This is a genomic window from Methylobacterium planeticum, assembly GCF_008806345.1.
In the GTDB taxonomy this organism is placed as follows: Bacteria; Pseudomonadota; Alphaproteobacteria; order Rhizobiales; family Beijerinckiaceae; genus Methylobacterium; species Methylobacterium planeticum.
Genome location: NZ_VZZJ01000008.1, coordinates 46,737 through 64,172 on the forward strand (window position 1 = coordinate 46,737; position 17,436 = coordinate 64,172).

Annotated in this window: 20 protein-coding genes; 13 read left to right on the forward strand and 7 right to left on the reverse strand. The window is 73.5% G+C overall.

The window, feature by feature from the left end:
- Positions 1-77: 77 nt before the first annotated feature.
- The 5 genes from tsaD to F6X51_RS11570 all read left to right on the forward strand — a co-directional run bounded on the left by tsaD (position 78) and on the right by F6X51_RS11570 (position 4,357).
- Positions 78-1,118, forward strand: coding sequence for a tRNA (adenosine(37)-N6)-threonylcarbamoyltransferase complex transferase subunit TsaD (tsaD, locus tag F6X51_RS11550; protein WP_150963733.1), 1,041 nt, complete (start codon positions 78-80; stop codon positions 1,116-1,118).
- A 122-nt stretch (positions 1,119-1,240) separates the two neighbouring features.
- On the forward strand, positions 1,241-2,140 hold the full coding sequence (locus tag F6X51_RS11555; RefSeq protein WP_150963952.1) for a GNAT family N-acetyltransferase: 900 nt from the start codon (positions 1,241-1,243) through the stop codon (positions 2,138-2,140).
- Complete coding sequence (locus F6X51_RS11560) at positions 2,137-3,141, forward strand: NAD(P)H-dependent glycerol-3-phosphate dehydrogenase (RefSeq protein ID WP_150963735.1); 1,005 nt, start codon at positions 2,137-2,139, stop codon at positions 3,139-3,141. The genes F6X51_RS11555 and F6X51_RS11560 overlap by 4 nt, the downstream gene beginning before the upstream one ends.
- Positions 3,142-3,235: 94 nt before the next feature.
- On the forward strand, positions 3,236-3,652 hold the full coding sequence (locus F6X51_RS11565) for an EVE domain-containing protein (RefSeq protein WP_150963737.1): 417 nt from the start codon (positions 3,236-3,238) through the stop codon (positions 3,650-3,652).
- Between the two features lie 90 nt (positions 3,653-3,742).
- Positions 3,743-4,357, forward strand: coding sequence for a ParB-like protein (locus tag F6X51_RS11570; RefSeq protein ID WP_150963739.1), 615 nt, complete (start codon positions 3,743-3,745; stop codon positions 4,355-4,357).
- A gap of 39 nt (positions 4,358-4,396) precedes the next feature.
- On the opposite strand, the gene F6X51_RS11575 is transcribed toward F6X51_RS11570, so the two are convergent.
- Positions 4,397-4,774, reverse strand: a complete 378-nt coding sequence (locus tag F6X51_RS11575) for a PRC-barrel domain-containing protein (protein WP_150963740.1) — start codon at positions 4,772-4,774, stop codon at positions 4,397-4,399.
- Between the two features lie 141 nt (positions 4,775-4,915).
- Between F6X51_RS11575 and mepA the strand changes: the two genes are divergently transcribed.
- A complete protein-coding gene (gene mepA / locus F6X51_RS11580; RefSeq protein WP_150963742.1) occupies positions 4,916-5,845 on the forward strand; it encodes a penicillin-insensitive murein endopeptidase in 930 nt (309 codons plus the stop codon).
- 46 nt (positions 5,846-5,891) lie between these two features.
- Here the strand turns inward: mepA and F6X51_RS11585 are convergent, their stop codons facing one another.
- Entirely contained in the window at positions 5,892-6,395 is a 504-nt protein-coding gene (locus F6X51_RS11585) for a TIGR00645 family protein (protein ID WP_150963744.1), read from the reverse strand.
- A 372-nt stretch (positions 6,396-6,767) separates the two neighbouring features.
- Between F6X51_RS11585 and F6X51_RS11590 the strand changes: the two genes are divergently transcribed.
- On the forward strand, positions 6,768-7,856 hold the full coding sequence (locus F6X51_RS11590) for a histidine kinase dimerization/phosphoacceptor domain -containing protein (protein WP_150963747.1): 1,089 nt from the start codon (positions 6,768-6,770) through the stop codon (positions 7,854-7,856).
- Between the two features lie 90 nt (positions 7,857-7,946).
- Positions 7,947-8,453, forward strand: a complete 507-nt coding sequence (locus tag F6X51_RS11595; RefSeq protein ID WP_150963748.1) for a response regulator — start codon at positions 7,947-7,949, stop codon at positions 8,451-8,453.
- 9 nt (positions 8,454-8,462) lie between these two features.
- On the opposite strand, the gene F6X51_RS11600 is transcribed toward F6X51_RS11595, so the two are convergent.
- Positions 8,463-8,783, reverse strand: coding sequence for a PetM family of cytochrome b6f complex subunit 7 (locus F6X51_RS11600; RefSeq protein WP_150963750.1), 321 nt, complete (start codon positions 8,781-8,783; stop codon positions 8,463-8,465).
- 197 nt (positions 8,784-8,980) lie between these two features.
- On the opposite strand from F6X51_RS11600, the gene F6X51_RS11605 reads away from it, so the two are divergent.
- Both F6X51_RS11605 and F6X51_RS11610 read left to right on the forward strand, forming a co-directional pair.
- Positions 8,981-9,682 (forward strand): HAD family hydrolase, encoded by a 702-nt coding sequence (locus F6X51_RS11605; RefSeq protein WP_150963752.1) that lies wholly within the window; start codon positions 8,981-8,983, stop codon positions 9,680-9,682.
- A gap of 404 nt (positions 9,683-10,086) precedes the next feature.
- Positions 10,087-10,467, forward strand: a complete 381-nt coding sequence (locus F6X51_RS11610) for a hypothetical protein (RefSeq protein ID WP_407658514.1) — start codon at positions 10,087-10,089, stop codon at positions 10,465-10,467.
- A gap of 47 nt (positions 10,468-10,514) precedes the next feature.
- Here the strand turns inward: F6X51_RS11610 and F6X51_RS11615 are convergent, their stop codons facing one another.
- The 3 genes from F6X51_RS11615 to argH form a co-directional block, all read right to left on the reverse strand.
- Positions 10,515-11,273, reverse strand: coding sequence for an invasion associated locus B family protein (locus F6X51_RS11615; protein ID WP_246696756.1), 759 nt, complete (start codon positions 11,271-11,273; stop codon positions 10,515-10,517).
- Positions 11,274-11,500: 227 nt separating this feature from the next.
- On the reverse strand, positions 11,501-11,776 hold the full coding sequence (locus F6X51_RS11620) for a hypothetical protein (protein WP_150963754.1): 276 nt from the start codon (positions 11,774-11,776) through the stop codon (positions 11,501-11,503).
- A gap of 96 nt (positions 11,777-11,872) precedes the next feature.
- Positions 11,873-13,264 carry an argininosuccinate lyase gene (argH, locus tag F6X51_RS11625; RefSeq protein ID WP_150963756.1) on the reverse strand — a complete coding sequence of 464 codons (1,392 nt, stop codon included), beginning with the start codon at positions 13,262-13,264 and terminating at the stop codon, positions 11,873-11,875.
- Positions 13,265-13,312: 48 nt separating this feature from the next.
- On the opposite strand from argH, the gene tlpA reads away from it, so the two are divergent.
- The 3 genes from tlpA to F6X51_RS11640 are packed head-to-tail and all read left to right on the forward strand — an operon-like array spanning position 13,313 to position 17,011.
- The gene (gene tlpA, locus F6X51_RS11630; RefSeq protein ID WP_150963758.1) at positions 13,313-13,957 is read left to right on the forward strand and encodes a thiol:disulfide interchange protein TlpA; all 645 of its coding nucleotides are present in this window, start codon (positions 13,313-13,315) and stop codon (positions 13,955-13,957) included.
- A gap of 46 nt (positions 13,958-14,003) precedes the next feature.
- Positions 14,004-15,212, forward strand: a complete 1,209-nt coding sequence (nhaA, locus tag F6X51_RS11635) for a Na+/H+ antiporter NhaA (protein WP_150963760.1) — start codon at positions 14,004-14,006, stop codon at positions 15,210-15,212.
- Between the two features lie 41 nt (positions 15,213-15,253).
- The gene (locus F6X51_RS11640; RefSeq protein WP_150963762.1) at positions 15,254-17,011 is read left to right on the forward strand and encodes a carbamoyltransferase family protein; all 1,758 of its coding nucleotides are present in this window, start codon (positions 15,254-15,256) and stop codon (positions 17,009-17,011) included.
- 8 nt (positions 17,012-17,019) lie between these two features.
- On the opposite strand, the gene F6X51_RS11645 is transcribed toward F6X51_RS11640, so the two are convergent.
- Positions 17,020-17,382 (reverse strand): hypothetical protein, encoded by a 363-nt coding sequence (locus tag F6X51_RS11645; RefSeq protein ID WP_150963764.1) that lies wholly within the window; start codon positions 17,380-17,382, stop codon positions 17,020-17,022.
- Positions 17,383-17,436 lie beyond the last annotated feature (54 nt).

Consider the following 17,436-nt stretch of genomic DNA (forward strand, 5'->3'; position numbering starts at 1 on the left):
TGCCCCTCGTTGCCCCCCGGGGGCGTTGGCGGGTAGGGTGCCGGCCCGTCCCCGGCAGCGGAACGCGACTGATCGCCATGAACGTCCTCGGCATCGAAACCACCTGCGACGAGACCGCCGCGGCCATCGTCTCCCCCGGCGAGGACGGGCGCGGCCTGATCCGGGCGAACGAGGTGCTGAGCCAGATCGCCGAGCATGCGGCCTACGGGGGCGTGGTGCCGGAGATCGCCGCCCGCGCCCATGTCGAGGTGCTCGACCGGCTGATCGCCCGCGCCCTCGAAACCGCCGGGATGCGGCTCGCGGATCTCGACGGCATCGCGGTGGCGGCCGGGCCCGGCCTGATCGGCGGCGTGCTGATCGGCCTCGTGACGGCCAAGACCCTCTCCCTCGTCGCCCGCAGGCCGCTCGTCGCCGTCAACCACCTCGAGGCGCATGCCCTGACGGCGCGGCTCACCGACGGGCTGGCATTCCCCTACCTGCTGCTGCTCGCCTCGGGCGGCCACACGCAGCTCGTCGCCGTGAAGGGCGTCGGCGAGTATGTCCGGCTCGGCACTACCATCGACGACGCCATCGGAGAGGCCTTCGACAAGGTCGCCAAGCTCCTCGGCCTCGGTTACCCGGGCGGCCCCGAGGTCGAGCGCATGGCGGAGGCGGGCGATCCCGAGCGCTTCGCGCTGCCCCGCCCGATGCTCGGCCGGCGCGAGGCGAACTTCTCCCTTTCGGGGCTCAAGACGGCCCTGCGCATCGAGGCGGAGCGGATCGCGCCGCTGGCCGAGCGCGACGTCGCCGATCTCTGCGCCGGCTTCCAGGCCGCCGTGGTGGACGTGGTGGTGGACCGCCTGCGCGTCGCCCTGCGCGGCTTCGGGGCCGTGGCCGGACACCCGACCGCCCTGGTGGCGGCCGGCGGCGTCTCCGCCAACGGCGCCATCCGGCGCGCCCTCGCGGCCCAGGCCGGCCAGGCGGGCCTCGCCTTCGTGGCGCCCCCGCTCGCCCTCTGCGGCGACAACGGCGCCATGATCGCCTGGGCCGGGCTGGAGCGCCTGCGCCTCGGCCTCGTCGACGACCTCACGGCGCCCGCCCGCGCCCGCTGGCCCTTCGCGGAGGCCCCCGCCGCGTGAGGCGCACCGGGCGCCTCGTCCTGCCGCGGGGCAACTTCCTGGAAGCGGTTCGTCCCCCCGCCGCACCCGAGCCCGCATTCGCGCCCGCGCCGCTCCCGGCGGATGCGGGCGCCCCGCCCGAGATCCAGGCCCGCTGGCGCGACCTCGTCGACCGGCGCCTGCCGGAGGCCGCGCGGGGACGGCCCGGCTGGCCGGTGCGCCTCGACCATTGCTTCGCCCGCATCCTCCTCGACAATGCCTGCGGCGGTCCCTGGCGCGAGAGCGTGACGGCTCCGGCCTGGGCGAACATGCCGCCGGCCCGCCTCGCCACCGCGATCGACCTCGGCGAGGCCGTGCTGGCCGACCGCGCCGACCTCGACCTCCTCAACCGCCGCTCCCTGCAGTGGCGCGGCAAGCGCAAGGTGCCGGCCGCCCCCGACGGCCTGCGGGACGGAGCGCTCATCCTGCGCCGCTGGCGCCGGGGCGACGACGCGCCCTTCGCGGCCCTGAACGCCGACCCGGCGGTGATGCGCCATTTCCCCGATCTCAAGAACCGGAGCGAGAGCCTGTGGGAGGCCCGTGCCCTCGACCGGCGCTTCGAGGCGGACGGGTTCGGCCCCTGGGCCGTCGGCCTCGAGGGAGGAGCCGCGCCGGCGGAGCCGTTCCTCGGCTTCGTCGGCGCCATGCGGCTGATGCGGCCGATGCCGTTCGCGGGGGGCGAGCGGCCGGGCGCCCTGGTCGAGGTCGGCTGGCGACTGGCGCAGTCCGGCTGGGGCCGGGGGCTCGCCACCCGCGCGGCCCGGCTCGCCCTCCGCGACCTCTTCGCCCGCTGCGGGGTCGCGGCCGTGGTGGCCTTCACGGCCGCCGGGAACGCGCCCTCGCGGCGCGTGATGGAGCGGCTCGGCATGACCCGCGACCCGGCCGAGGATTTCGATCATCCGGCGCTCGCCGCCGACGACCCGCTGCGGCGGCACGTGCTGTATCGCCTGACCGGCGCCGCGTTCGGGGCGCAGGACGGGGCGGCGGCGGGAGGACGGGCATGAGCGCGCAACCGAATGGCACGATCGCGGTCGTGGGTGGCGGCGCCTGGGGCACCGCCCTCGCCAACGCGGCTGCGGCGGCGGGCCGGCCCGTCACCCTCTGGCTGCGCGACGCCGGGGCCGCGGAGCGCCTGGAACGGACCCGCGAGAACGCCCGCTACCTGCCGGGCGTGCCCCTGCACCCGGGCATCCGGGCGACCGCCGAGGGCGCGGATCTGCGGACGGCGGAGGCCGTGCTCCTCGTCACCCCGGCCCAGACCCTGCGGGGCGTGCTGGCGCAGCTCGGGCCCGCCTTCAGGCCCGGCGCCCCGGCCGTGCTCTGCGCCAAGGGCATCGAGCGGGGAAGCGACGCCTTCATGAGCGCGGTGGCGGCCGAGGGCCTGCCGGCGGGCACCCCCGTCGCGGTCCTGTCCGGGCCGAGCTTCGCGGCGGATGTCGCCCGCAACCTGCCGACCGCCGTCACCCTGGCGTCCGAGGATGCGGATCTCGCCGCGCGCCTCGCCCGGATGCTGTCGGGCCCGAGCCTGCGCCTCTACCACACCGACGACGTGCGCGGCGTCGAGATCGGGGGCGCGGGCAAGAACGTGCTGGCCATCGCCTCCGGCATCGTCGCGGGCCGGGGCCTCGGCGAGAGCGCCCGCGCCGCCCTCATCGCCCGGGCCTTCGCGGAGCTGATGCGCTTCGCCCGCGCCTATGGCGGGCGGCCCGAGACCCTGATGGGCCTGTCGGGCCTCGGCGACCTCGTGCTCACGGCCTCCTCGCCGCAATCGCGCAACTTCGCCTTCGGCCAGCGCCTCGGCGAGGGCGCGACGCCGGAGGCGGCCTCCGGCGGCAAGCTCGCGGAGGGCGCCTTCACGGCCGCCGCCCTCGTGGCGCTGGCCCGCGCCCGGGAGGTCGAGATGCCGGTGGCGGAGGCGGTCGCGGCCATCGTGTCCGGCGGAGCCAGCGTCGAGGCGGTGGTGGCGGGCCTCCTCGCGCGCCCGCTCAGGGCCGAGGCCGGATAGCCCGTTCGCGGGGCGGGATGACGCCCCCGGACCCATGGGAGCGGCCCGGCATTCTGCGCTAAACCTGCCCCCGCATCCGCGAAGGGGTCCCCGCATGGCGTACTGGCTCTACAAGTCCGAACCCGCGACCTGGTCCTGGGACCGGCAGGTCGCGGCCGGGGCGGCGGGCACCCACTGGAACGGCGTGCGCAACCACCTCGCCAAGAAGCACCTGATGGCGATGGAGGTCGGCGAGCGGGGCTTCTTCTACCACTCGAACGAGGGCAAGGCGGTGGTCGGCATCGTCGAGGTGATCCGGCCCTACTATCCCGACCATACCGACGAGACCGGCCGCTTCGGCATGGTCGACCTTCGCGCGGTCGAGGCGCTGCCCCGCCCGGTCGGCCTCGACGCCATCAAGGCGGACCCGGTTCTCGCCGAGATGGTGCTCGTCACGAATTCCCGCCTCTCGGTCCAGCCCGTGACCGAGGCCGAGTGGCGGCGGATCCGCGCCCTCGGGGGCCTGGCCTGAACACACAAGCGTGAGCGGCGTCCCCCTATCCCCCAGGCTGCTGCGGGTGTCTCTGGCGGCTCAGCGCGCCCTCAATCCGGAGATGCCCCCATGACCCTGCGCGAACCCCTTCTCAAGCCGGTTCCGATCGCCGAGCTGCGCCCGACCCAGATGACGGTCGGCTATCGCGAGGTCGAGGAGAAGCGGCGGCGCTGGCGCGATCACGACGCCGACAAGAAGGCCGAGTTCCTCGGCGCCCACATGATCCCGACCCTGCTCGGGCCGAAGAAGCGCCACTACGTCATCGACCACCACCACCTCGCCCGCGCCCTGCAGCTCGAGGGCGTCGAGAACGTGCTGGTGACCGTGGTGGCCGACCTGCACAACCTCGACAAGGCCGCCTTCTGGACGGTCTGCGACCACAAGGCGTGGGCCCATCCCTACGACGCGGAGGGCGTGCGCGTCGGCTTCCAGGACATCCCGAAGGCGGTCGCCGACCTCGCCGACGACCCCTACCGGAGCCTCGCGGGCGAGCTCCGCCGCGCCGGGGGCTTCGCCAAGGACACGACGCCCTTCAGCGAGTTCCTGTGGGCCGACTTCCTGCGCCACCGCGTCAAGGCGAAGCGCATCGAGGGCGACTTCTCCGAAGCCCTCGAGGCGGCCATGGGCCACGCGAAGTCGCCGGACGCCGCCTACCTGCCGGGCTGGTGCGGCCCGGCCGCGTGAGGCGGGGCCCCCGCGCCGGGCTCGGATGCCCCGCCGGGCTCAGATGCCCCAGTAGGGCGTGGCGTTGTAGTAGCGGTGGATGTGGTCCTCCCAGTCCCGGTCCTGGGAGGGGTCGGTGCCCTCGGGGGAGCGGGGCGGCGCGTCGCGCAGCTGCTCTTCCGTGATGTCGACCACGTAGGCGTCGAGCTCGGGCTCGAAGCGCAGCACGCTCCAGGGCAGCGTGTGGTAGCCCTCGCCGAGGCCCAGGAACCCGCCGAAGCTCATCACCGCGTAGGCGACCCGGCCGGATTGCTTGTCAAGCATCAGGCGCTCGATGGTGCCGACCCGCTCGCCGCCCGGACGGCGCACGCCGGTGCCGATCACCCGGTCGCTGGCGATCAGGCTGCGGGGGCTGGTCTCGATGGTGGCCGTCTCCATGGCGTCACTCCCGGACAAGGATGTTTGCGTCTGCCCGAAAAACGCCGCCCGCGACGGCGACGTTCCGGCGCAGCGCGCGGGGCCGCCCGCGCGCTGCGCCGCCCTCGACGCCGCCCCGCCCGACCGGATAGCTTGCCCCGCATGCCGACACAGCCGCGCTTCGCCCCCCTCGCCGCCCTCCTGCTCCTCGGCCTCACGGCCCCGGCCGGAGCTCAGGACAAGGGCAGCGTGAACCCGAGGCCCCTGCCGCCCCTCGCCGACCCCGACGCACCCTCGACCCCCGCCAAGGAGCTGTTCGGCCGCGCCGCCACCCCGGCGCCGGGCCCCGCCCATCCCTACGGCTCCTATGCCAAGGGCTGCTTCTCGGGCGGCGAGGCGCTGCCCGTCGACGGGGCGACCTGGCAGGTGATGCGGCTCTCCCGCAACCGGATGTGGGGCACGCCCCACCTCGTCGATTTCATCGAGCGCCTCGCCGCCAAGGCGCCGAAGGTCGGCTGGACCGGCCTCCTCGTGGGCGACATGTCCCAGCCTCGCGGCGGCCCGATGCTGACGGGCCACGCCTCGCACCAGCTCGGCCTCGACGCCGATGTCTGGCTGACCCCGATGCCGAGCCACCGCATGAGCCGGGCCGAGCGCGAGGAGACCTCCGCCACCGACATGGTGCGGGGCGACCGCCTCGACATCGACCCGCGGGTCTGGACGCCCGAGCACCTGCGGCTGATCCGCCTCACGGCCCAGCAGCCGGAGGTGGCGCGCATCTTCGTCAACGCGGCGATCAAGAAGGCGCTCTGCCGCGAGGCGGGCGGGGATCGCGGCTGGCTCACCAAGGTGCGCCCGATGTACGGGCACAATTACCACTACCATATCCGCCTCGCCTGCCCGGACGGCGCGGGCGAGTGCGGCGACCAGGCGCCCCCGCCCGCGGGCGACGGCTGCGGCGAGGAGCTGGCCTATTGGTTCAGCGACGCGGTGCTGCACCCCAAGCCCCCGAAGGTGAAGCCGAAGCCCAGGCCCCCGATGACGATGGCCGCGCTCCCCGCCGCCTGCCGCTCGGTGCTCAAGACCCGCTGAGGCGACGCGCGCCTCCCGGCGCCTCGGGGATGATCCGGGGGCTGCCCTACTTGTCGTGGTGCCCGGCCGCGACCCGGTCGGTGAGGGCCATCAGCAGGCCCGAGACCACGAACACCATGTGCAGGCCGACGAGCCAGGCGAGCTCGCGGTCGGTGTTCGCCTTCAGGTCCATGAAGGCCTTGAGGAGCTGGATCGCCGAGATCGCCACGATCGAGGACATCAGCTTCAGCTTCAGCCCGGTGAAGTCGATCGTGCCCATCCATTCGGGCCAGTCCTTGTGGTCGGAATGGTCGAATTTCGAGACGAAGTTCTCGTAGCCCGAGAACATCACGATGATCAGCAGCGAGGCGGTGAACGACAGGTCCACGAGGGTCAGGACCCCGAGGATCGTCTGGGACTCGTTCGACTCGATCGCGTGCAGGGCGAAATGCGCGAGCTCCTGCAGGAGCTTCACCAGCAGCACGAACAGGCCGACCGCCAGGGCGCCGTAGAACGGCGCCAGCAGCCACCGGCACGCGAACAAAGCCCGCTCGAACGTCCGCTCCAGCATCGGTCCCACATCTCCCGTCCAAGATCGGCGGGCGGTGTCGCATGCAGCCGCGACACCGGCAAGACGAAAGGCGCCGCTTGCCGGATCGGGTGCCCCGGCCCGGGCGCGGGGCCGGTGCCGCGCAGGTCCGCGCGGGCGTCGCGCTGATTCGCCGGCGCCGCGCAGGGATTCGCCAAGACCAATAACAGTTCATCCTGCCGGCTAGTCTGGCCGTCGACGGGCTCTGACGTGCGATGCTTCCAGGCAAAATCCCCGACTGGACATTCGGTGCTCGTTTTGACCTTGACGAAGCGCGGTCGCGGGCTAGCGTCCATCCGAGCGCGCTGCAGCCCAAAGGGCGCATGCCGCGCCACGGGCGGCCGGGGGAGCGAGATGGAGCAGGCCGAGGCACGGCGCCTTGCGGGTTCGGAACAGGCGGAATTCGGCAGGGGCGCCGCATTCGCCGCCGCCATGCGCGAGGCCCGCATGCCCATGATCGTCACCGATCCGCGCCGGCACGACAACCCGATCGTCTTCGCCAACGCGGCCTTCCTCAGGCTCACGGGCTACGAGCGCCTGGATGTGACGGGGCGCAATTGCCGCTTCCTGCAGGGCCCCGGCACCTGCCCGGAGGCGGTGGCCCGGGTGCGCGCGGCGATCCGCGACGAGGTCGACATCCACATCGACCTGCTGAACTACCGCAAGGACGGCACGACCTTCCACAACGCCCTCTACCTGAGCCCGGTGCACGGCGACGACGGCAGCCTGCGCTTCTTCTTCGCCGCGCAGCACGACGTCACCGACCGCTACCGGATGCTGGAGAAGTGCGAGCAGGCGAACCGCACCCTGCAGGGGGTGCTCGACCTGAAGACCACCCTGATCCACGAGATCGACCACCGCGTGAAGAACAACCTGCAGATGATCTCGGCCATGATCGTCCTGCAGAGCCAGAGCATCCCCGACCCCGCCGTGCGCCGGTCCCTGTCGGACACGCTCCAGCGCATCGAGGCGCTCAGCACGGTGCACCGGCTGCTGCACCAGTCGGAGACCGTCTCACGCTTCGACGTCGCCGATTTCGTGCGCGACCTCGTGACGGATCTCGTCGGCGCCACGGGCCGCCGCGACATCCGGGTCGAGCTCGATCTCGCCTCCGTGGTGGTGGCCGCCGAGAAGTCGACAGCCCTGGCGCTGCTCGTGAACGAGATCGTCACGAACGTCCTCAAGCACGCCTTCGTGAAGGGCCGCGCCGGCAGCCTCGCGATCCGCATCGGGAGGGCGGAGGACCGCGTCCTGCTCGTCGTCGAGGATGACGGCGTCGGCATCGCCACCGAGGCGGCGGGCACGTCCTCCTTCGGCCAGTCCCTGATGCGCACCCTGGCGCGCCAGCTCGGCGCCGAGCTGATCGTGGAGGGCGGCGCGCGGGGCGGCACGCGGGTCTCCGTGCGGATGCCCGCCGCGGTGGCGCTCCCGACGCAGGCCTGAGGCCACCGCCACCGGGGACGGGCGTGCCGAGGGAGGCGTCGTGGCGTCGTGCTGGTTCGACGCCGCTTTGGTGAGGGGTCCTCGGTCCGTATGGCGAAGCGACGGCCGTTGCGGATCTTCGTCGTCGAGGACGAGGCGCTCCTGCTCATGCAGCTCGAGGCGTTGCTGGTGGCGGCCGGGCACGAGGTCGTGGCCACCGCCATGTCCACCGCCGAGGCCCTGGCCCGCATCCCGACGCTCGCGGCGGACCTCGCCTTCGTGGACCTGCGCCTCGGCGACAGCGGCGGCGGCATCGTGGTCGGGCGCCAGCTCGCCCGCACGGCCCGGATGCCCGTCATCTTCGTCACCGCCAACGAGCGCCGCATCCCGGTCGACGAGGAGCCGGGCCCGCCGCCGCCGGATGCGGGCGACAACGACCTCGGCGGCGACTACGCCGGCGCGATGGGCGTCATCGCCAAGCCCTACACCCTGCACGGCCTCCGGACCGCGCTCGATTTCCTCGACGAGGCGCTGCGGCTGCCGCCCCCGCACCGGGCGCCCCCCGAGAGCCTGTTCCTGACCCCGGCCTACGCGGCCCGCTGGCAGATCGCCGTCTAGGGCGCGCCCTCAGGGCCGGGTCAGGACGCCGGTGCGCCGGCGGGCCGGCTGGCCGAGCCAGAGCAGGATCGCCCCGAGGCCGAGCCCGAGCAGGGCGGCGGGGGCCAGGGTGAGGGGCAGGACGAGGAGCTTCCAGAGCCAGGGCGCCACGCCCTCGACGGTGCCCTGCAGGGCGTTCGCCTTGTCCTTGAACAGGGTGAACAGGAGCTCGCTCAGCGGCGTCACCCGCAGGCCGTTATTCGCGATCGAGCGGGCGCCGTCGTAGACCAGCGCGACGAAGCCGCCGGCGAGGAGAAGAAGGCCGAAGAAGCGGCACAGGAAGCGGAACATCGCGTGTCTTCGATCTCGGGCCCGAGGGCCGCCCGCGCCGGGGACGCCCGCGTTCAGGGTGCAACCGGTGGAGTAGGGGGCGGGCGCCCGCGGCGCAAGCGACGACCGTGCCGATTGCCCCGCCGGGTGCCCCATGCCAGAGGGAGCCCCGCGAGGCTTGAGGAGCGGACCTGTTGCGGCGAGGCGATCCCACGGATGTGTGCGAAGACCGGCCGGCCCCGCGGCCCGGCCCCGCGGGCGTCCCGGCCCTGGTGGTCTTCGATTGCGACGGCGTCCTCATCGACAGCGAGCCGATCAGCCTCGCCCGCCTCACCGCCGGCCTGAACCGGATCGGCGTCGCGATCGACCTGGAGACGGTGCGGGCGCGCTTCGCCGGCACCTCGATGGCCTCGATCATGGGCCACATCGCGGCGGATTACGGGATCTCCGCGCCGGAGGGCTTCGTCGAGGCAGTGAAGGCCGACACCCTGCGGGCCTTCGACCGGGAGTTGCGCGCCATGGCGGGGGTCGCCGAGGCGGTGGCGGCCCTCGGGCTGCCCGCCTGCGTCGCCTCGAGCAGCGACCCCGTGCGGCTGCGCCACTCCCTCGGGCTGACGGGGCTTCTGCCACTCTTCGAGGGCCGGATCTTCTCCTCGGCCGAGGTCCCCCGCGGCAAGCCCTTCCCGGACCTGTTCCTGCACGCGGCGGCCCGGATGGGCGCGGCGCCCGAGACCTGCCTCGTCATCGAGGACAGCGTGCCGGGCGTCACCGCGGCGCGGGCGGCGGGCATGCGCGTGGTGGGCTTCACGGGCGGCGGACATTGGGGGCACGACCGGGCGGGGGCCGACCTCGCGGCGGCGGGCGCGGCCCGGATCTTCCGCGATTACCGCGATCTCGCGGGACTCCTGCGCGCCGCCTGAGAGCGGAGAAAGCGCCTGCGCGAGCGGCCTCGGGGACCGGCTTCGTCCCACGGCCGTGCTTGCATTTGAAAGAATTCTCCGTTGACGAGAAGAGGTTACGTCACCATCCTTAAGACGTCGAGCGATGCAGCCCCGCATCGCCCGCCGCGGTGATTTGAAGTGTGTAGCTTGCGCCGCGTCACCAAACGCTAAAGCACCGCGAAGCGCTCGCGCCTCGTGGTCCTTCATCGAAAGGATGACTTGCCGTGACTGTTTCTCCGTTGCTTCCGAGGCTCCCTGAATTCCGCGCCCGGCCGTCCCGGTCGCGCGATTGCTGTCGACGCTGACGCTCCGGCCCCGGCCGATGTTCGCTCGCAGACCGATCGCAGGGCCGGCGCAGTCCCGGCCGCAGGAGCCTCCTGTCCATGTCCCAGTCCTTCGCAGGCGCCGAAGCGCGCGCCTTGACCGCCCCGAGCCCGGCCGTCCTCGCCGACCCCTTCACCGATCACCTGGCGGCGCGCGCCCGCAACCGCCTCCACGCGGAGCGCGCGCCTGAACCGGCGCCGACGGCGCGGATCATCGAGATCGGGGAGGTCACCGCCGGCATCGCCGTGCCGGAGCCCGGCGGCGTGCGGTTCTTCTCCTCCTCACGGGATTTCGATCCCCTCGACGGTGCGGTCTTCCGCAGCGTCGAGCAGGCCGCCAAGGCGGCCCGCGAGCGCGTCCGCCAGCGCACCCGGCCCGCCGACCGCCGGGGCACGGCCGAGCGCCGCGGCCCGCAGGAGCCCCGCCTCGTCGCCGTCTGAGGCCGGGCGCGTCGGGCCGCCCCGGGCGGGCGGCCCGGGCTCCACCCCTACTTGCACTCCTCGCGGGTCCGCTTCATCGCCTCCCCGAACCCGGCCAGCGCGTACTCGTCGCTGGTCGGATTTCCGCGCAGGGAGGTGGTCTTCACCGAGAGCTTGGGGTTGCGTCCGCTCATCTCGGCGACGACGCGCGCCTCCTCGGCCGGGTTCTGCAACCAGGCATTGCCATCCTTGACGACGAGGCCGTAGCGGGTGCTGCCGATGGTCAGGATCGGGTCCGTGGAGGCGGGGCCGGAGCCGGGCTTGGTCTGGCTCGCGGCCAGCTTCGAGGGGAAGCCCAGCATCACCGCGACCTCGTTCTGCACGTTCTCGCCCTTGCGCACGGTGACGAACAGGTAGGCTGTGTCCCGCTTCAGGGTGTTGGGCGAGCGCGTCGTCGGCTGGGCGATGGCGTAGCACAGGCGGGTCCTGCCCTGGCCGCTCGCGAACACGTTCCAGTCGCCGAAGATCGCCACCGGCGTCGCCTGCTGCATGCCGGGCGGCGTCACGGCCGCCTTGGGGCCGGCCCTGGTCCGGCCGCGCCCGCGCCGCCGCCCCTGCGGCTCCTCGGGGGCGGCGTCCTGCGCCAGGGCCGGGGCCGCCGAGAGGGCGAGGCCGGCCGCGCCCGCCGCGACCGCGAGCCCCGTCGTCGCGGGGGCCGCGGGCAGGGCGGCCGCGACGAGGAGGGCGGCGAGGGGAAGGCCGCGCACCGCGCGGGCACGCGCCACCTCGGCACGCGCTGCCTGGGGATGAGACTTCGTGTGAGACATCGGCAGGTCCTGAGGGCGTCGTTCCTGAGATGATCGGGCGCGACGGGAGGCACACCGGCCGCCGGGGAATGCGGCTCTGTCCGAGCGCAGCCGGGCGCGGGCGCGCCGGACGCAGAACTCAGGGTGCAACTTGTGAAGCTTGAGCGCGGGTTCGGCAAGGGGCCGCGTTCGGTGCAAGGGGCGCCGACGAGGGGCCTCGCGCCGCGCCGCCGAACGGCGCCCGCGCCTCAGGCGGCCTGGATGCCGGCCTGGATCGGGGCCGGAACGGGCGGCGGGGCGAGCGGCAGGCGCGCCTTGGATTCGGCGATGATCGCCGACACCGCGAAGGTGCGCTTGCGCGGCGGCGGGTCGTTGTAGGGGGTGTTGTAGCACTTGCGCACGGAGTGCCAGAACGCTTCCCGCTGCGCCTCGCCGAGGCCGCTCAGCGCCACGTCGATCGCCGCGGCCGCGGCGGCGGCGAGGGCGGGAATCTCCTCCGGCGTGATCCAACTTTCCACGGGCATGCGACGATCTCCGAAACGCTCGGGCCGCTTCTTAGCAAGCGTCACATAGCTAGACCGTGAACGCACGCCCATTTGGGCGCGCATCCTGCTCGTTTTTCAGGCCGTCTCACGGCCAAGCTGTGCAATCCAGCGTTCGGCCTGGGTCCGGACATTGGCCGGCGCCGTCCCGCCGTAGCTGGTGCGGCTGTTCACCGAGTTCCCGACGCCGAGCACGGCGTAGACGTCCCCAGTGATGCGCGGCTCCGCCGCCTGCATCTCGGCGAGCGACAGGTCCTCCAGCCCGACGCCCCTGGCCGAGGCCGCGCCGACGAGGCGGCCGGTGACGTGGTGGGCGTCGCGGAAGGGCAGGCCGAGCGCCCGCACCAGCCAGTCGGCGAGGTCGGTGGCGGTGGCGTAGCCGGAGCCCGCGGCCCGGGCCAGCACGTCGGAGGCCGGCTCGAGGTCGCGCACCATGCCGGTCATCGCCGCGAGGCAGAGGGAGAGGGCCTGGAGCGCGTCGAAGGTGCCCTCCTTGTCCTCCTGCATGTCCTTCGAATAGGCGAGGGGCAGGCCCTTCATCACGATGAGGAGGCCGGTCAGCGCCCCGATCACCCGACCCGCCTTCGCCCGCACCAGCTCGGCCGCGTCGGGGTTGCGCTTCTGCGGCATGATCGACGAGCCGGTGGTGAAGCCGTCCGACAGCCGCACGAAGCCGAACTGCGCCGAGGTCCACACCACCAGTTCCTCGGCGAAGCGCGACAGGTGCACGGCGCAGATCGCGGCGGCCGAGAGGGATTCCAGCGCGAAGTCGCGGTCGGCCACGGAATCGAGGGAGTTCGCGGTCGGGCGGTCGAAGCCGAGGGCGGCGGCGGTGGCGTGGCGGTCGATCGGGAAGGAGGTGCCGGCCAGCGCCGCGGCGCCGAGCGGGCACTCGTTGAGGCGCGCGCGGGCATCGCGGAACCGGCCCCGGTCGCGCCCGAGCATCTCCACGTAGGCGAGGCAATGGTGCCCGAAGGTGACGGGCTGGGCCGATTGCAGGTGGGTGAAGCCCGGCATCACGGTGTCGGCATGCGCCAGCGCCTTCTCGGCCAGCGCCCGCTGCAGCCCGGCCGCCTGCGCGTCGAGGCTGTCCAGGGTGTCGCGCACCCACAGCTTCATGTCGGTGGCGACCTGGTCGTTGCGCGAGCGGGCGGTGTGCAGGCGCCCGGCCGTCGGGCCGACGATCTCGCGCAGCCGGCTCTCCACGCTCATGTGGATGTCTTCGAGCTCGCGCTTGAATTCGAACTGCCCGGCCTCGATTTCCGCCTGGACCGCCTTGAGCCCGTCCTGAATTGCGCTCACATCCTCCGCAGGCACGATCCCGGCGGCGCCCAGCATCGCGACATGCGCCAGCGAGCCGCGGATGTCCTGGGGCGCCAGGCGCTTGTCGAATCCGATGGAGGCGTTGATCTCCTCCATGATCTCGGCGGGGCCGCTCGCGAAGCGCCCGCCCCACATCCGGTTGCTCATGATTCTCCAAACCCTCTCGCCGCCTCACGCCCCGGAGACGCAACGCTGATGCCCGGCCGCCTGACTTCCTTCGTCTACGGGGCGGCGCTGATCGCGGCGCTCGGCGCCGGACTCGCCCTATACGGGACGGGCTCCACCGGGGGCAACGGAAACACGCGCGCCGAGCCCTGCGCCGGCAGCGAGGCCACCCGCGCCCGCCTCGCGCCGCTCGCCCGCGGCGAGGTCGCGGCCATGCAGGTCCTCGACGCCGCGAAACCCGCCCCGGCCCTGAGCTTCAAGGACGCGCAAGGGGCGGAGGTGAGCCTCGCCGACCTCAGGGGCCGCACGCTCCTGGTCAACCTGTGGGCGACCTGGTGCGCCCCCTGCAAGGCCGAGATGCCGGCCCTCGACCGGCTCCAGGGCGCGCTCGGCGGCGCGGATTTCGCGGTGGTCGCCATCAATGTCGACACCCGCAACCTCGACAAGCCCTTGGCCTGGCTGAAGGAGAACGGCATCGCGCGGCTCGCCTACTACGCCGACCCGGGCGGCCGGGTGCTGCCGGCGATCCAGCGCGACACCGGCTCCACGGGGCTGCCGACGACCCTCCTGATCGACCCAAAGGGCTGCGAGATCGGCGTCATGAAGGGCCCGGCCGAGTGGTCGAGCGGGGATGCCGAGCGGCTGATCCGCGCGGCGCTCGGCCCCGCCTCCTGACCGGGGCAGGGTTGTCTCGGCCGGCAAAGCCGGGCACCCCGGGCCGATGAACAGGCCGCGCCCGCTCTCCGCCATCCGCGCCGCGCTGACCAGCGAGGCCGGCGGCGGCCTCGTCCTGATGGCGGCGGCCGCCCTCGCCCTCGTGGTGGCGAACTCGGCGCTCGCGACCGATTACGAGCGCATCCTCCACCTCCACCTCGGCCCCCTGAGCCTGCTGCACTGGATCAACGACGGCCTGATGGCCGTGTTCTTCCTGCTCGTCGGCCTGGAGATCAAGCGCGAGGCCCTCGACGGGCAGCTGCGGACCTGGCCCGACCGGGCCCTGCCCGGCCTCGCGGCCCTCGGCGGGATGGTGGTGCCGGCCCTCGTCTACGTCGCCCTGAACCGGGGCGGGGACACCCTGCGCGGCTGGGCGATCCCGGCCGCCACCGACATCGCCTTCGCGCTCGGCGTGCTGGCGCTCCTCGGCCGGCGGGCGCCGGTCTCCCTGAAGGTCTTCCTCAGCGCGGTCGCGATCGTGGACGATCTCGGGGCGGTCGCCATCATCGCGCTGTTCTATACCGGCGGCCTCGATCCGGCGATGCTGGGGCTGGCCGCCGCCACCTTCGGGATCCTCGTCCTGTTGAACCGCCGCGGCGTCACGGCCCTGGGCCCCTACCTCCTGCTCGGCCTCGCCCTCTGGTTCTTCGTGCTGCGCTCGGGCGTCCACGCCACCGTGGCGGGGGTGCTCCTGGCGCTGACCATCCCGATCCGTCCGAGCCCGGGCCGGCCCGAGGACCCGGCCTCGCCGCTCCACATCCTCGAGCACGCCCTCACGCCCTTCGTCACCTACGCCATCGTGCCGGTCTTCGGCTTCGCCAATGCGGGCGTGGCGCTGCTCGGCCTCTCCCCGGGCGCGCTCCGCGACCCCGTCACCCTCGGGGTGGCGCTCGGGCTCTTCCTCGGCAAGCAGGTCGGCATCTTCGCGAGCGTGCGGCTCGCCGTCCTGGCGGGCCTCGCCGCGCGGCCCGCCCATGCGAGCTGGGCGCAGGTCTACGGGGTGGCGGTGCTCTGCGGCATCGGCTTTACCATGAGCCTGTTCATCGGTGGCCTCGCCTTCACGGACGGCCTGCACGCGACCGAGACGAAGCTCGGCGTGCTGGCGGGCTCCCTGATGTCGGGGCTCGTCGGCGCCGCCATCCTGGCCCTGGCGTCCGGGCGGCGGCGGCCGGACCGCGGCGGCGCGGGCGTTGCGGGGTCCGGCCGCGCCCTGTAACCCGGCCCCTCCACCGGATGGGGCAGCCGCAGGAAGACCCGATGCGCTACTATCTCGGCCTCGCCACGACCTTCCACGACCCGGCGCTCGCCCTGATCGGCCCGGACGGCGGGGTGATCTTCGCCGAGGCCGCCGAGCGCTTCCTGCAGTACAAGCGCGCCCCGAACTGCGAGCCGGACGCCGCGACCCGGATGGTCGGCATCCTCGAGCGCCACGTGCCGCGGGGCTCGGAGATCGTCATCGCCTCGACCTGGGGGCCGCAATTCACCGAGTTCCTGCAGGGACAGGAGCGCGGCGGCGCCTTCACGCTCGAAGCCCTGAGCCGGCACGGCACCGCCCTCAACCGCTCCTTCGTGCCCGAGCGCGCCGAGCGCATCTTCATCGCCGAGCTGGCGCTGGCGCAGGGGCGGGCCGGCTACGGCACCCTGCTGGCCCTCGACCAGGAGACGCGCGGCGCCGGCGGCGCTCCCCGGGCCGAGGTGGTGGCGCAGCGCCGCTACCCGCATCACCTCACTCACGCGGCCTACGGGCTCTGGGGCAGCCCCTTCGCGGAGGCGACGGCGCTCGTCGTCGACGGCATGGGCGAGACCGGCGCCGCCGCGATCTACCGGATGCGCCACAACCGCATCGAGGAGGTGCGCCGTCACCGCGGCCGCGGCTCCGTCGGCTTCCTGTACGGGCTGATCACGGACCTCGCGGGCTTCGACCAGATCAAGGGCGAGGAATGGAAGATCATGGGGCTCGCGCCCTATGGCCGGACCGATCCGGAGCTGATGAGCCTGCTGCGCCGGCTGTTCTCGGGCGAGGGCGGGCGCCTCAGGTTCACCGACGACGCCACCGTGCAGGCGGTGGCGGGGGAGATCCTGGCGCGCCGGCCGGCGGACGCGCAGGAGGTCGGCTGGGCCGACCTCGCCCGCTGCGGTCAAGAGCTCTTCGGCGAGATGATGGACATCCTGGTGGCCGAGGCGGAGCGGCTCGCGCCCCACCGGAACCTCGTCATCGCGGGCGGCTGCGGCCTCAACTCGTCCTATAACGGCCGGGTCATCGGCCGCTCGGGCTTTGCCCGCCTCCACGTCCCCTCGGCGCCGGGCGACGACGGCAACGCGATCGGGGCCGCCTGGCTCGCCTACGCGGAAGACCATCCGGACTGGGGCGGGCCGGCGCCCGAGACCCGCCCGCTCAGCCCCTATCTCGGCTCCGGGGTCTCGACCGAGCCCCTCGCGCGCATGGCCGCCTGGGAGCCCCGGGCCCGGCGACTCGGCCATGACGGCGTGACCCGGGAGGCCGCCCGGATCCTCGCCGGGGGCGGGCTCGTCGGCTGGGTCCAGGGGCGGGCGGAGTTCGGCCCGCGGGCGCTCGGCAACCGCTCGATCCTGGCCGATCCGCGCCCCGCCTGGGCCAAGGACGCGCTTAACGCCAAGGTGAAGTACCGCGAGGCCTTCCGGCCCTTCGCGCCCTCGATCCTGGCGGAGGCCGGCCCGGACTGGTTCGAGGATTACGCCGACAGTCCCTACATGGAGCGCACCCTGGTCTGGCGCGAGGCGGTGCGGGCGCGGGTTCCGGCGGTGGTCCACGCGGACGGGACCGGGCGCCTCCAGAGCGTGACGCCGGAGCGCAACCCCGCCTACGCGGCCCTGATCGGCGCCTTCCGGGACATCACCGGGGTGCCGATCCTGCTCAACACGAGCTTCAACGTGATGGGCAAGCCGATCCTCCACACCGCGGAGGACGCGATCCTGATGTTCTACACCACGGGGCTCGACGCCCTCGTGGTGGAGGATTGGCTGCTGGTGAAGTGAGGCGGGGCCTACTCGCAGACCTCGACGCGCCTGTCGGTGAAGTCCTCCTCGTCGAGCCAGACCTTGCGGCGCTCGTCGTGGCAGACCGGGCCGCGGCGCTCGCGGCGCACCACCACGGTCTCGACCGGCTCCTCCTCGACGATGCGGCGGGCGCGGTACTCCGGCGGCGGGGGCGGCGGGGGCTGGTTCGCGCCGTTGATGAGCGCGCCGGCGGCGACGCCGCCGAGCACGCCCGCCGCGACCCCGCCGATGATCGCGGCGTTGCGCCCGTCCCGGGCCGAGACCGGCGCGGCGGCGGCGAGGAGGAGGCCGCCGACGAGGGTGGCGCGAAGACCGGCCCGGACCGGGCCGACGGAAAGGGTGAGGCGCACGCGCGAGATCTCCGGTTCGTGCTAGGACGGATCCAACATCCCGATGCTTAAGAA

Coding starts and splice junctions, on each gene's coding strand:
- tsaD (WP_150963733.1), top strand. CDS start 78: ATGAACGTCCTCGGCATCGAAACCACCTGCGACGAGACCGCCGCGGCC.
- F6X51_RS11560 (WP_150963735.1), top strand. CDS start 2,137: ATGAGCGCGCAACCGAATGGCACGATCGCGGTCGTGGGTGGCGGCGCC.
- F6X51_RS11565 (WP_150963737.1), top strand. CDS start 3,236: ATGGCGTACTGGCTCTACAAGTCCGAACCCGCGACCTGGTCCTGGGAC.
- F6X51_RS11570 (WP_150963739.1), top strand. CDS start 3,743: ATGACCCTGCGCGAACCCCTTCTCAAGCCGGTTCCGATCGCCGAGCTG.
- F6X51_RS11575 (WP_150963740.1), bottom strand. CDS start 4,774: ATGGAGACGGCCACCATCGAGACCAGCCCCCGCAGCCTGATCGCCAGC.
- mepA (WP_150963742.1), top strand. CDS start 4,916: ATGCCGACACAGCCGCGCTTCGCCCCCCTCGCCGCCCTCCTGCTCCTC.
- F6X51_RS11585 (WP_150963744.1), bottom strand. CDS start 6,395: ATGCTGGAGCGGACGTTCGAGCGGGCTTTGTTCGCGTGCCGGTGGCTG.
- F6X51_RS11590 (WP_150963747.1), top strand. CDS start 6,768: ATGGAGCAGGCCGAGGCACGGCGCCTTGCGGGTTCGGAACAGGCGGAA.
- F6X51_RS11595 (WP_150963748.1), top strand. CDS start 7,947: ATGGCGAAGCGACGGCCGTTGCGGATCTTCGTCGTCGAGGACGAGGCG.
- F6X51_RS11600 (WP_150963750.1), bottom strand. CDS start 8,783: ATGTTCCGCTTCCTGTGCCGCTTCTTCGGCCTTCTTCTCCTCGCCGGC.
- F6X51_RS11610 (WP_407658514.1), top strand. CDS start 10,087: ATGTCCCAGTCCTTCGCAGGCGCCGAAGCGCGCGCCTTGACCGCCCCG.
- F6X51_RS11615 (WP_246696756.1), bottom strand. CDS start 11,273: ATGTCTCACACGAAGTCTCATCCCCAGGCAGCGCGTGCCGAGGTGGCG.
- F6X51_RS11620 (WP_150963754.1), bottom strand. CDS start 11,776: ATGCCCGTGGAAAGTTGGATCACGCCGGAGGAGATTCCCGCCCTCGCC.
- argH (WP_150963756.1), bottom strand. CDS start 13,264: ATGAGCAACCGGATGTGGGGCGGGCGCTTCGCGAGCGGCCCCGCCGAG.
- tlpA (WP_150963758.1), top strand. CDS start 13,313: ATGCCCGGCCGCCTGACTTCCTTCGTCTACGGGGCGGCGCTGATCGCG.
- nhaA (WP_150963760.1), top strand. CDS start 14,004: ATGAACAGGCCGCGCCCGCTCTCCGCCATCCGCGCCGCGCTGACCAGC.
- F6X51_RS11640 (WP_150963762.1), top strand. CDS start 15,254: ATGCGCTACTATCTCGGCCTCGCCACGACCTTCCACGACCCGGCGCTC.